Raw genomic sequence first — 12,687 nt, 5'->3', positions numbered from 1 at the left:
TTATAAGTGAATAACCTCGTCATAAGCTGCTGCGGTAGCTTCCATTACAGCTTCGCTCATAGTTGGGTGTGGGTGAATAGCTTTAAGTACTTCATGCCCGGTAGTTTCTAGTTTACGACCAAGAACTGCTTCAGCAATCATATCGGTAACACCTGCACCGATCATATGGCAGCCTAGCCATTCGCCGTACTTGGCGTCATATATAACCTTAACAAATCCTTCAGAAGCACCTGCAGCCTTAGCTTTTCCGCTGGCAGAGAAAGGAAATTTACCAACTTTAATATCGATACCTTTTTCTCTAGCTTGTTTTTCGGTTAAACCAACAGAAGCAATTTCAGGAGAACAATATGTACAGCCAGGTATGTTGCCATAATCTAAAGGCTCTACATGCATTTCTGCTAATTTTTCAACACATAAAATACCTTCTGCAGATGCAACGTGTGCAAGTGCCGGTCCTGGTGTAACATCACCAATTGCGAAGTATCCAGGGATGTTCGTTTGGTAATAATCATTTACCAAAATTTTATCTCTGTCGGTAGCGATACCAACATCTTCTAATCCTATATTTTCGATATTTGTTTTAATACCAACTGCAGATAATACGATATCAGCTTCAAGTACTTTTTCTCCTTTTGCTGTTTTTACCGTAGCTTTTACACCATCACCAGAAGTGTCAACAGAAGTAACTTCTGCAGAGGTCATGATCTTAACTCCTGCTTTTTTGAAACTTCTTTCTAATTGCTTGGATACATCTTCGTCTTCAACCGGTACAATATTTGGTAAATATTCAACAACGGTAACTTCGGTCCCCATAGAGTTGTAGAAGTAAGCAAATTCAATACCAATTGCGCCACTACCCACAACAATCATTTTCTTAGGTTGCTTTTCTAAGGTCATTGCCTGTCTATACCCAATAATTTTCTTTCCGTCTTGTGGTAAACTAGGTAGTTCGCGACTTCTTGCTCCAGTTGCAATTATAATATTATTAGCACTGTATTCAGTTGTAGCACCGTCTTCAGCTTTCACTGAAACTTTCTTTCCTGCTTTTAAAGTACCGTACCCTTTAATTACTTCTATTTTGTTCTTTTTCATCAAGAACTGAACACCTTTGCTCATTCCTTCGGCAACGCCACGGCTTCTTTTTACTACAGCATCAAAATCTTTATCGGCACCATTAATTTTTAAACCATAATCTTCTGCATGCTTCAAGTACTCAAATACTTGTGCAGATTTTAATAAGGCTTTGGTTGGTATACAACCCCAATTTAAGCAAACACCACCTAAATTTTCTTTTTCAATAACGGCAGTCTTAAAGCCTAATTGTGCAGCCCTAATAGCGGTAACATAGCCACCGGGACCACTACCTAATACAATAATATCGAAAGTGCTCATATTTTGATTTTTTGTAGTTTTAATTGAGGAGCAAAAATACAAAACCTAATTGAGATTGATTGTAGGATTTTAAAATATGAACTTTTATATGAATTTATGACACTGTAAAAGGTTGTAGGTTGTTAAATATGAGGGTTGTAGAAACAAATAAGAGGTCTGGTAAGACCTCTTATTTGTATGGTTACTGAGATAAAAATTATTCTGCGGGTACAAAATTTAAGGCAACACCGTTAATACAATGGCGTAATCCGGTAGGGTCTGGTCCATCTTCGAAAACGTGACCTAAATGACCACCGCACGTAGCACAGTGTTCTTCTGTTCTTTTATAACCAATTTTGTAATCTACATCATAAGCAACGTTACCTTTGATCTCTTCATAGAAACTTGGCCATCCGGTACCAGAATCAAATTTTGTATAACTTTTAAAAAGAGGAGTGGCGCATGCGGCACAAACGTAGGTTCCTTTTACTTTGTTCTTCAAAAGTTCGCTGGAAAAAGGGGTTTCAGTAGCAGCTTCACGAAGTACGTAATATTCAGCATCGGTCAACTCTTTTTTCCATTCGCTGTTTGTTTTCTGAACGGCAAATTCTTTTTTGGCAGTTGCTTTTGTGCTGCTAGCCATTTCTTTTTCTTGAGAGGTACCTTTGCAGCTAACAAAAAGTACCAGTAATGCAATTACAATATTTATTTTCATCTTTTCAATTTTTTTAGTTCTGTCGAATTAATTATGTATTCCTTTCAATGTATGGTTCTCAGGCAATTTCTAATGCTAAGGTTTTGCCATTAAGTATAAAAAAAGCCTTTGAAGAATACTCAAAGGCTATAGTTTAAAAAGTTAATTGCCCAGAGGTATTATTCTAGGGTTACTTTCTGTATGTTTTCTTCTGTCATACCTAAATGTGCCATTACAGCGTTAATATTAGAAGTATCTAGCTTACCAGTTGTTGATTCTGCCGGTAAAACTGCAATTCTAAAAACTTGATTGTCAGTATCACCTGCTGGTAAGGTTGATAGGTCAAAATCTGACTCCAAGAAAATATTAACATCTAGAAAGGTATAGTCAAAGTTGTATTGTAGTAAGCCTTGATCCAAAATTCTCGTTTGTGGCATCAATCTCCATATATCAACAGATTCACCATTGCTATCTTCAGTTACATCCCAAAGCATGTAAACCAAAACAACGTCTGTTTCAAAAACTTCTATAGTTTGTGGAAACTCGTAAAATATAGAATAGTCATTATCTAAAGTAAAGGTACCTTCAATATCCATTACTTGACCTAATATGTTTATGCCGTCTGCGCCATCTATTCCATCAAATCCATCTACACCATCAAATCCTGGAGGTCCTTGTGGTCCTTCACAAGATATAATAAATAGTGTTGCCAGCGCGCCTATACATAAATGTAGTTTTTTCATAATGTTATAATTTTTTGGTTTACGTTTAAATTTTAAAATGTTGTTTCAAAAAGCGTTCCATTTTTGGTATTTATTAATTTATATCGGATATTAACTGCTATATTTTCAACGAAAAAAGAATTGGAGTGGGTCGTCTTTAAAAGATGATTAGCTTTACAAAAATAAATACGCTTTATGCCTAACGTACAAGTTCACTCACTTTTCACTGATTTTGACATTAACCTTTTTAAAGGAGGAAAGCATTATCGGCTGTATGAAAAGTTAGGTTCACATTTAGTAGAAGTAGATGGGGTAGCCGGTACATACTTTGCCGTATGGGCTCCGTCCGCAAAATCTGTAGCTGTGGTTGGTAATTTTAATTCGTGGAAAGTAGAAGAGCACCAACTAAATGTAAGATGGGATGCTAGTGGTATTTGGGAAGGCTTTATTCCTAATATTGGAAAGGGTGAGATTTATAAATATAAGATACAGTCCAATAATAATGATATCTGGACAGAAAAAGCAGATCCTTTTGCAAGATATTGTGAGCACCCGCCAAATACAGCGTCTATCATATGGACAGCTGAGCATGATTGGAAAGATGATGCTTGGATGGGCTACAGAAAAGATAAAAACGGATTGGATAAACCTTATTCCGTATATGAAGTACATTTAGGGTCATGGAAAAAAAATGCGGAAAATAAGTTTTTGACCTATAAAGAGTTTGCAATAGACCTTGTTAATTATGTAAAGGAAATGGGGTATACCCATGTAGAGTTTATGCCTGTTATGGAATACCCGTATGATCCATCTTGGGGGTATCAACTAATCGGTTATTTTGCGCCTACATCAAGATTTGGTTCGCCAGAAGAATTTAAGTTTTTGGTAGATGCTTTTCATCAAAACGATATAGGTGTAATTTTAGATTGGGTACCTTCTCATTTTCCAGAAGATGCTCACGGCCTTGGCTTCTTTGACGGTTCCAACTTATATGAACACCCAGATAGAAGAAAAGGATATCATACAGATTGGAAGAGCTTGATATTCAATTATGGTAGAAATGAGGTTAGAGCATTTCTAATAAGTAATGCTATATTTTGGTTGGATCAATTTCATGTAGATGGTCTTCGGGTGGATGCTGTGGCGTCTATGTTGTACTTAGATTATTCTAGGGAAGATGGAGAGTGGGAACCTAATATGTACGGTAATAATGAGAATTTAGAGGCAATGTCGTTTATACGAGAGTTGAACCAGGCCGTTTATTCTAGTTTTGATGGTGTACAGACCATTGCAGAAGAATCTACCGCATTTACGGGCGTATCAAAGCCCGTTGAGGATAGCGGTTTAGGTTTTGGTATGAAATGGATGATGGGTTGGATGCATGATACGCTACAATTCTTTCAAAAAGAACCAGTTTATAGAAAACATCACCTGAATGATTTAACCTTCAGTATGACCTATGCGTTTACTGAGCATTTTATGCTACCTTTTTCGCATGATGAGGTAGTGTACGGTAAAAAGTCATTGGTATATAGAATGCCAGGTGATGAGTGGCAGCGATTTGCAAATCTAAGATTGTTATACGGGTATATGTTTACGCACCCAGGCACTAAATTAATGTTCATGGGCGGGGAATTCGGTCAGACCGCAGAGTGGAATTTTGAGCAAAGTTTAGACTGGCATTTGTTGCAATATGATGGTCATAAAGGCATTCAGGATTTTGTAAAAGATTTAAATCACCTATATAAAAGTGCGCCGGCATTATATGAAAAGCAATTTAGTCCAGAAGGTTTTCAATGGATAGATTATAGTGACCACGAAAATTCGGTTCTTACCTATATTCGTAAGGGTCATGATGCGGAAAATGATTTAATAATTGTTTGTAATTTTACTCCCGTACCAAGAGAAAATTATAGAATAGGGAATCCTAAAAAAGGAAAATTAACAGAAGTTCTAAATAGTGATGACGCCAAGTATGGTGGCGGCGGTAACGTAAATAGCGTAGTTAAATCGTCTGCCAAATCGTCTCATGGTTATAAAAAATCCATTGAAATTACAGTACCGCCTTTAGGTATTGTTATACTGAAATAACTTAAAACATTTGCACAATATAGAGGCAATTTAAAGGTATTTCTGTAGTGCTAATAATTTGATATTTTTTAATTTATAAGTTCATGATCACAAATACAGAGCTTGAGTATAAAGGTAATTTATACCCAAACCATATCGTTGAATTTTCACAAGACTCAGATAAATTTTACTTCACCACAGCCAACGGTGTTGTTTTGCAGATAACCATATTAAGAGGTAGTATTATTCGTTTTAGATATGCTACAAATTATAATTTTGAACCCGATTTCTCATATGCTATAGACCCAAGTGCTACTATGGGTTATAGTAAACTAGAAGTTGTAGAGAATGATACAGAATACATTATTTCTACGGCAAGATTAAGTGTATTAGTGGATAAAATGACCTTAAGAACTCAAATTTCTGATTTAGAGGGTAATATAATCTGTGAAGACGAATTGGGTTTTCATTGGGAAGAGAACTATGAGTACGGTGGTAATACCGTGAAATTGAGTAAAATAACGCAATCAGGAGAGAGTTTTTATGGCATGGGTGATAAAGCCATGCATAGTAATCTTAAAGGCAAAAGAGTAGAGAATTGGGTAACCGATCAATTTGCATTTGCAAAAGAACAGGACCCGCTTTATAAAGCAATACCGTTTTATGTAGGCTTGAACAAAGGCAAGGCCTACGGTATTTATTTTGACAATAGTTTTAGAACAGGTTTCGATTTTTCACAAGAACGAAGAAATATAACGAGCTTTTGGGCAGATGGGGGTGAAATGGATTATTACTTCATTTTTGGCCCAGATATGCCAAAAGTAGTAAGCTCTTATTCTAGCCTTACCGGTACACCAGAGTTGCCGCCCATGTGGGCTTTGGGTTTTCATCAATCTAAATGGAGTTATTATCCGGAGAGTAATGTAAAAGAGGTGGCCAGTGAGTTTAGAAAACTTCAAATACCTTGTGATGCTATCTATTTAGATATAGATTATATGGACGGGTTTCGATGTTTTACTTGGGATAAAAATCATTTTCCTGATCCAAAGAGAATGATTTCAGAATTGGAGCAAGATGGATTTAAGACCGTGGTCATGATCGATCCGGGTATAAAAGTGGATCGCAATTACTGGGTTTATAATGAAGCCTTGGAAAATGATTATTTCTGTAAAAGAGGAGATGGACCATTAATGCATGGTAAGGTATGGCCTGGAGAATGTAATTTTCCAGATTTCACCAATCCCGCAGTTCGTGAATGGTGGGCAGAGTTGTATAAAGAGTTTATGTCAGAATTAGGTGTACATGCTGTTTGGAATGATATGAACGAACCTGCAGTAATGGAAGTGCCAACAAAAACGGCACCTTTAGATACGCGTCATAATTATGATGGTCACCCATGTACACACCGTAAAGCACATAATGTCTATGGCATGCAAATGGTGCGGGCTACCTATGAAGGTGTAAAGAAGTACGTTTACCCTAAGCGGCCATTTGTTATAACTAGAGCTGCATTTGCAGGGACACAACGCTATTCTTCCACATGGACAGGAGATAATGTTGCTACTTGGGAACATTTGTGGATTGCCAACGTTCAGGCGCAACGTATGTGTTTAAGTGGGTATTCCTTTGTGGGGTCAGATATTGGCGGGTTTGCAGAACAACCTGACGGCGAATTATTTGCCAGATGGGTGCAATTAGGAATTTTTCATCCGTTTTGTAGAGTGCATTCAAGTGGTGATCATGGTGATCAAGAACCATGGTCCTTTGGTGTGGAAATTACAGATATTGTCAGGAAATTTGTAAATCTACGCTATCAGTTGTTACCCTATTTATACACCATGTTTTATAAGTACACGAAAGAAAATGTACCAATGTTGCAATCTTTGGTATTCTTTGACCAAGAAGATAATCAAACACACTTTAGAACAGATGAATTTATTTTTGGTGAAAAAATATTGATTTGTCCTATTCAAGAGCCTAATGCACAGGGTCGTAGAATGTATATACCTCGTGGAGAGTGGTATGATTTTTGGACCAACGAACATGTTGTAGGTGGTAAAGAGAAATGGGTAGCGGCAGAGTTAAATATGCTGCCAATTTTTGTAAAGGCAGGAGCAATAATTCCAAAATATCCTATTCAGCAATACGTTGGAGAAAAGAAAATAGAAGAATTAATTTTAGAGGTATATTACAAAGAAGGCACAGAGACATCAGAAGTTTATGAAGATGCTACCAATGGTTATGATTATAAAAAAGGACGCTATTCATTAAGTAATTATAAGTTAACAGGTAAGGATAATTCACTGACCATTCAATTATTTAAAGACGGTACCTACAATACGGAATATGATAAAATGAAACTTAGCTTTCATGGTTTGCCCTTTGAAATAGAAAAGGTAATGATAGATAATGAAGAAGTGTCGTTGCAAACCATATCGGTTAATACTGATAATGATTTGCTAATAGACAAAAACTTTACGCTATTGCATTTATCAGGAAAACAATAACTTTGTAGCTTAATACCATTAACTAAAATTGATAAAATGAGAAAATTAATATTAATTGCATTCGTCTTTATGGGGGTTTCTGCCTGCAAGGTAAACCCATTTACCGGACAAAAAACTTTGAACTTTTACCCTAATAGTCAGGTGTTTCCTTCTGCCTTCGCTCAATATGATCAGTTTTTAACGGAAAATAATGTAGTAACTGGTACAGCAGATGCTCAAATGATTACCAGGGTAGGGCAACGTATTTCTTCTGCTGCAGAGCGTTGGTTGACCGCAAATGGTCATCCAGGTTATTTAGCAGACTATAAATGGGAATATAATTTAGTGAAAGATGAAACGGTAAATGCATGGTGCATGCCAGGAGGTAAAATTGTTTTTTATACCGGTATATTACCAATTACCCAAAGTGAAACTGGTGTAGCTGTAGTCATGGGCCATGAAGTAGCTCACGCTTTGGCCGATCATGGAGCGCAACGCATGAGTGCCGGTACTTTACAGCAACTAGGTGCTGTTGCTGGAAACGTGGCAATTAAGGACCAACAGACATTGGGTATTTTTAACCAAGCATATGGTGTAGGTACGCAGTACTTAGGAATGTTGCCTTTTAGTAGAAGTCACGAAACAGAAGCAGATAGAATTGGTCTTCAAATTATGGCCATTGCGGGTTATGATCCTTATGAAGCTGCGGAGTTATGGAAAAGAATGAAAGCGAACAGTGGAGGAGAAGCTCCGCCAGAATTCATGAGTACACACCCTTCTAATGATACAAGAATAAATAATTTAACTGTCTGGGCGCCAGATGCCGCGGCTGAGGCAGCAAAATTTGGGGTAACCAAATTCCAGTAAAACGTTAGGGATTATTGTATATTGAGGCCGTTCAGAAATGAACGGCTTTTATTTTTGTATATGGGGAAGACACTGGTTTTAAAAGGAAGTAAAAAATTATTGAACGCATGGGCCTTTTATGACTGGGCAAATTCAGTATATAGTTTAGTAATCTCTTCGGCAGTTTTTCCAATATTTTATGGAGCGCTGTTTAGGGTTGCCGGCATAGAGAAGGTCACCGTTTTTGGTGGAGAAATAGCTCGTGCTCCCTTAATTAGTTACACCACTTCATTGGCATTTGTTTTTATAGCGATCATAACTCCCTTGGTTTCTGGTATTGCAGATTATTTAGGAAACAAAAAGGTGTTCATGAAGTTCTTTTGTTATTTAGGAGGACTATCATGTATTGGTTTATACTGGTTTTCTCTAGAGAATATTTATATAGGATTAGCATGCTATTTCTTCGGGTTAGTGGGCTTTTGGGTAAGCTTTGCCATTAATAATTCATACTTGCCAGATGTAGCTTTTCCAAAACAGCAAGATGCAATAAGTGCCAAGGGGTTTACACTTGGGTATGTAGGGAGTGTTATTCTTTTGGTTTTTAACTTAGCTATGGTTATGAAGCCAGATTTGTTTGGTATTACCACTGATGAAGCTGGTGCAGCTGAAATAAAGGCGATGAAATATTCTTTTGTTACCGTAGGAATTTGGTGGATACTTTTTGCTCAATACAGTTTCTATTATTTGCCGCAAGGTTATAAAAAAGAAGGGGAGAGAAGGAATGTTATCCTAAATGGTTTTAAAGAATTGAAACTTGTTTGGCACCAACTTGGTGAGCAGGTAAAACTGAAAAGATATCTAGGTGCTTTTTTTGTGTATAGTATGGCGGTACAAACGGTAATGCTTATTGCCACTTACTTTGGTGAGGAAGAAATAGCTTGGGGTACAGATGGCGAGCGAACAACAGGGTTGATCGTGAGTATATTGGTCATACAAATTGTAGCCATATTAGGTGCAACGGTAACCGCTAGAGTGTCAGAAAATTATGGTAACATTAAAACTTTGATAGTGGTCAATGCATTGTGGGTAGGCATTTGTATATATGCTTATTTCGTAATAACACCAACAGACTTTTATATTGCCGCCGGTTGTGTTGGTTTGGTAATGGGCGGTATTCAAGCTTTGTCGAGGTCAACGTATTCTAAGTTTTTACCAGATACTACTGACACCACTTCATTCTTCAGTTTTTATGATGTAGCTGAAAAAATAGGAATTATCATTGGTACTTTTCTTTATGGTATTATAGCCCAGAGAACAGGTAGCATGAGAAGTTCAATAATATTCTTGGGAGTTTTCTTTTTAATAGGAATGTTCATGCTTACCAGGGTTAAAGAAGTAAAAAAGCCTCTATAAAAGAGACTTTTTTTTGATTTGATTGTTCGCTATTTTGATTTTATTTTTTATCCCTTGGAAATGTCTCCAGAGCCAGAAGTTTTAGTGTTTACCTTTTCAGGGTTTCCTTTATAAGAAATGTCTCCAGAGCCAGATACACGAGCTTTAATAGATTTTTTTGCGGTTACTTGTATATCGGCAGAACCAGAAACAGTGGCTTCAACATTATCAGCTTCAAGGTCATACGCTTCAATATCGCCACTTCCAGATATGGTTGCTTCAAAGTCCGTAGTTCTTCCACTTAATGAAATATCTCCGGATCCCGACATTGATGCTGAAATAGAATTAGAATCGATATCTAAAGTAATATCTCCTGAACCGGACATTGCGGTACTGAATTGATCGGCTTTTATTTTTGTTTTTCCAACGATATCACCAGAACCGGACATGGCAATATAACTGATAGATTCTACAGGTACTGTAATGTGAATTCCAGATTTCCAGTTACTTGATTTTAGATTGACTCCTTTCTTGGTCTTAATAATCAATTTACCATCTTTTACTTCGGTAATAATATATTCTAAAAGGTTCTCTTCACCTTTTAAGGTGAGCTCACCTTCGTTGCCAGAAACTAAGTCAACATCAAACCATCCAGATACCGCTACTCCGTAATAATCTCCCGTGCTTCTCTCAATAGTTACGTTGTTGCCATTTCCTTTAATGGTTTTTCCCCATTGTGCTGAACATGACAGGGAGATCAAACCTGCACATACTAATACACTTAATTTTTTCATGATTTTCTTATTTAATTGATTGATTATTTTTTGGTAAAACTTATACTGCCATATTCACTAGAAAGCATTATTCTATTTCCACTTCCTTTAGAACCATAAAAGCCTTCATAATGTTTATCAGAAGATTTTTCCGTACTAATATTAATGGTAAAATCATCTTTTCCACTAACATTTGCATGACTTGTTGAAATGTCAAAATCGAAATGATAGTCGCTATGGTATCCAATTTTTATACCTGTGTAATCAGTTCTAATATCAACGTTTCCAGCATCTGCGGCTAGTTCGTCTATACGAATAGACCCATAATCTGCGGTGATTGATACATTGCCATGAACAACACCTAATTTTACGGTAATGTAATCGCCATTTCCATCTATACTTTTTAGTTCGTCAATATCCATGTTGCCGTAATCACTGGTATATTCTAAATTTCCCATAGTGCCAATACTAGCGTTGGTGTAGTCGGCATTGATCGCAAGATCGCCCGCTTTATCTATGGTGAAACCAGAGTAGTCAGCTCTAATTTCCCCACTATTGATATACCCAATTGTAGATTTTGAGGTATAATCAAAATTTAAACGATTATTACGACCTCTAAGTTCCCCTAAATCTAACCTTCCATAGTCACAATTAATTCTAGCGTGGCCATCAATTCTATTTAGGCTTATATTGCCGTAATTATTACTTAGGTCTACGTTGTTTTTTACCGGAACTTTGATGGTATAGTTGATCTGCATGTTAACATTGTTGTTGTTTCCCCAGCTCCAGCCCCAACCATTACTACTTTTGTTGAAAATAGTTTCTGCAGATACACGATCGCTATTAGCTTCAAAATCAACAGAAATTTCATCCAATTTTTTCTGAACCTTATCTTCGTTGTTACCATTGGTTTTAATATGAACTTCAATGACCACTCTATTGTCGTTCCAAGAAGTGATATTTAAGTTACCGTAAGAATTGTCAATTTTAAGCAATGCGTTTGCATTGACATTAAATTCTTTTTTAATGGTCTTTTCTCTGGTGTGCTTACCGTCAATAGCAGTGTCATTGGCGGTAGCAACCGTTGTGAATGCAATCAGTAAAAGCCAAGTATATTTATATAGTATAGTTTTCATCATTTGATTTTTTTATTGATTTAATATTTTCAATCTGTATCATTACTTCGTTAAGAAGGTCAATTCTAGTTTGAAAGTTTGTGATCATAGCGCTTAATATCAATTTGCTATTACCACCGTTTATGAGGTCTTGTTCCATTTTGGTATAGTTCAATTGAAGTTTTTTCAATTGGGCCATGGTATCATTTATAATTTTTTCTGTTTCTGGTGATTTTTCAGAATTAAGTTTGTTGATCTGCTCTTCAATTAAGTTTGCAAAATAGAATTGGGTCTTAGAAGCTTCAGGGGAAATCTCAGCAACTTTTTCTTCAATACTGCTTGGCGTGTTAAGTTGAAAGTAACCAACAGATAATAGAATGGCAAAAGAAGCGGCAACAGACAAAAATAACATCCAAGAGTTCTTTTTCTTGGTTGCAAGCGTTGCCACACCTTTGGATTCATTTAGTTTTTCTAAAAAACGTTGTTGGTGCCCAGTAGTGGGTTCCGCATAATCCATTTTGTCCTGTAGCTCAATAAAAAGCTCGTCAATAGTATCTTTCTTCATTAGACCGCGAGTATTAATTTGTTTCTAAGACTTTCTTTAGCTCTTGAAACAGTAGTTCTGCAATTGGCGTAACTAATGTTCATGATTTCGCAAATTTCATCATAATCAAACCCTTCAATTAGATGTAAGGTCAAAGAAATTCTGTAATTGTCTTTTAAATCTTTCATGGTTTCCATCACTTTTTGAGCCTTTAGTTCTGTAAACACATGATCAGATGCAATTCCGTCATTATCTTCGACCTTGTACAATACTTCATCTAAAGCAATTTCATTCTTTTTCTGTTGCTTTCTATATTGATGTATGCTGTTGTTGATAACAATACGTTTTAACCAGGATCCAAAAGTTACTTCCCCTTTAAAAGTATGCAGTTTCGTAAATGCGCTTAAAAACGACTCTTGCATAATGTCTTCTGCTTGGGCAGTGTCTTTTACAATTCTGAGTGCTATATTGAACATGGCCTTGTAATACCTGTTGTACACTTCTAGCTGTGCACTTTGTTTACCGGCTATGCACAATTGCACTAGCTCATCAATATGTTCCTTTTGTTGGCTCAAAAAGTAATTGGTTTATTGAAAGATGGTTCAATTTACGGTTTGTTACAGTTTGTTAGAATTATTAATATAAATTCTAATTTTTAAAATGAAATAATTCAG

At 36.4% G+C, this 12,687-nt stretch carries 11 protein-coding genes; 4 read left to right on the top strand and 7 right to left on the bottom strand.

The genetic code is table 11. The annotated features are described in order from the left end of the window. The 3 genes from lpdA to BW936_RS13995 all read right to left on the bottom strand — a co-directional run bounded on the left by lpdA (position 1) and on the right by BW936_RS13995 (position 2,808). Positions 1–1,392: a dihydrolipoyl dehydrogenase gene (gene lpdA / locus BW936_RS14005; protein WP_076549159.1), complete on the bottom strand. Its 1,392-nt coding sequence runs from the start codon at positions 1,390–1,392 to the stop codon at positions 1–3. 196 nt (positions 1,393–1,588) lie between these two features. After that, positions 1,589–2,086, bottom strand: a complete 498-nt coding sequence (gene msrB / locus BW936_RS14000) for a peptide-methionine (R)-S-oxide reductase MsrB (RefSeq protein ID WP_076549156.1) — start codon at positions 2,084–2,086, stop codon at positions 1,589–1,591. A 158-nt stretch (positions 2,087–2,244) separates the two neighbouring features. Continuing rightward, positions 2,245–2,808, bottom strand: coding sequence for a hypothetical protein (locus BW936_RS13995; RefSeq protein WP_076549154.1), 564 nt, complete (start codon positions 2,806–2,808; stop codon positions 2,245–2,247). A gap of 174 nt (positions 2,809–2,982) precedes the next feature. Here BW936_RS13995 and glgB point away from each other — a divergent pair, with 174 nt between their 5' ends. From glgB to BW936_RS13975, 4 genes are all read left to right on the top strand, one after another. Further along, positions 2,983–4,878, top strand: a complete 1,896-nt coding sequence (gene glgB / locus BW936_RS13990) for a 1,4-alpha-glucan branching protein GlgB (RefSeq protein WP_076549151.1) — start codon at positions 2,983–2,985, stop codon at positions 4,876–4,878. An 83-nt stretch (positions 4,879–4,961) separates the two neighbouring features. Next, positions 4,962–7,364 (top strand): glycoside hydrolase family 31 protein, encoded by a 2,403-nt coding sequence (locus tag BW936_RS13985; protein ID WP_076549149.1) that lies wholly within the window; start codon positions 4,962–4,964, stop codon positions 7,362–7,364. Positions 7,365–7,400: 36 nt separating this feature from the next. Continuing rightward, the gene (locus BW936_RS13980; RefSeq protein WP_076549146.1) at positions 7,401–8,210 is read left to right on the top strand and encodes a M48 family metallopeptidase; all 810 of its coding nucleotides are present in this window, start codon (positions 7,401–7,403) and stop codon (positions 8,208–8,210) included. Between the two features lie 60 nt (positions 8,211–8,270). After that, on the top strand, positions 8,271–9,602 hold the full coding sequence (locus BW936_RS13975; RefSeq protein ID WP_076549143.1) for an MFS transporter: 1,332 nt from the start codon (positions 8,271–8,273) through the stop codon (positions 9,600–9,602). 47 nt (positions 9,603–9,649) lie between these two features. Here the strand turns inward: BW936_RS13975 and BW936_RS13970 are convergent, their stop codons facing one another. From BW936_RS13970 to BW936_RS13955, 4 genes are read right to left on the bottom strand one after another with little or no spacing between them, the layout of a single operon-like run. After that, complete coding sequence (locus tag BW936_RS13970) at positions 9,650–10,375, bottom strand: head GIN domain-containing protein (protein ID WP_076549140.1); 726 nt, start codon at positions 10,373–10,375, stop codon at positions 9,650–9,652. Positions 10,376–10,398: 23 nt separating this feature from the next. After that, entirely contained in the window at positions 10,399–11,490 is a 1,092-nt protein-coding gene (locus tag BW936_RS13965; protein WP_076549137.1) for a DUF4097 family beta strand repeat-containing protein, read from the bottom strand. Then, positions 11,471–12,034, bottom strand: a complete 564-nt coding sequence (locus BW936_RS13960; protein WP_076549134.1) for a hypothetical protein — start codon at positions 12,032–12,034, stop codon at positions 11,471–11,473. The genes BW936_RS13965 and BW936_RS13960 overlap by 20 nt, the downstream gene beginning before the upstream one ends. Then, positions 12,034–12,588 (bottom strand): RNA polymerase sigma factor, encoded by a 555-nt coding sequence (locus tag BW936_RS13955; RefSeq protein WP_076549131.1) that lies wholly within the window; start codon positions 12,586–12,588, stop codon positions 12,034–12,036. Before BW936_RS13955 ends, BW936_RS13960 begins: the two co-directional genes overlap by 1 nt. Positions 12,589–12,687 lie beyond the last annotated feature (99 nt).

Source organism: Maribacter ulvicola (assembly GCF_900155985.1).
Lineage (GTDB): Bacteria > Bacteroidota > Bacteroidia > Flavobacteriales > Flavobacteriaceae > Maribacter > Maribacter ulvicola.
The sequence above is the reverse complement of the archived record's forward strand: the minus strand, read 5'-3'. Positions and strand labels throughout refer to the sequence as shown.

Bases quoted from the DNA above. Each gene is read 5' to 3' on its own strand.
- BW936_RS13995 (WP_076549154.1), bottom strand. From the start codon at position 2,808: ATGAAAAAACTACATTTATGTATAGGCGCGCTGGCAACACTATTTATT.
- msrB (WP_076549156.1), bottom strand. From the start codon at position 2,086: ATGAAAATAAATATTGTAATTGCATTACTGGTACTTTTTGTTAGCTGC.
- BW936_RS13965 (WP_076549137.1), bottom strand. From the start codon at position 11,490: ATGAAAACTATACTATATAAATATACTTGGCTTTTACTGATTGCATTC.
- BW936_RS13985 (WP_076549149.1), top strand. From the start codon at position 4,962: ATGATCACAAATACAGAGCTTGAGTATAAAGGTAATTTATACCCAAAC.
- glgB (WP_076549151.1), top strand. From the start codon at position 2,983: ATGCCTAACGTACAAGTTCACTCACTTTTCACTGATTTTGACATTAAC.
- BW936_RS13960 (WP_076549134.1), bottom strand. From the start codon at position 12,034: ATGAAGAAAGATACTATTGACGAGCTTTTTATTGAGCTACAGGACAAA.
- lpdA (WP_076549159.1), bottom strand. From the start codon at position 1,392: ATGAGCACTTTCGATATTATTGTATTAGGTAGTGGTCCCGGTGGCTAT.
- BW936_RS13975 (WP_076549143.1), top strand. From the start codon at position 8,271: ATGGGGAAGACACTGGTTTTAAAAGGAAGTAAAAAATTATTGAACGCA.
- BW936_RS13980 (WP_076549146.1), top strand. From the start codon at position 7,401: ATGAGAAAATTAATATTAATTGCATTCGTCTTTATGGGGGTTTCTGCC.
- BW936_RS13970 (WP_076549140.1), bottom strand. From the start codon at position 10,375: ATGAAAAAATTAAGTGTATTAGTATGTGCAGGTTTGATCTCCCTGTCA.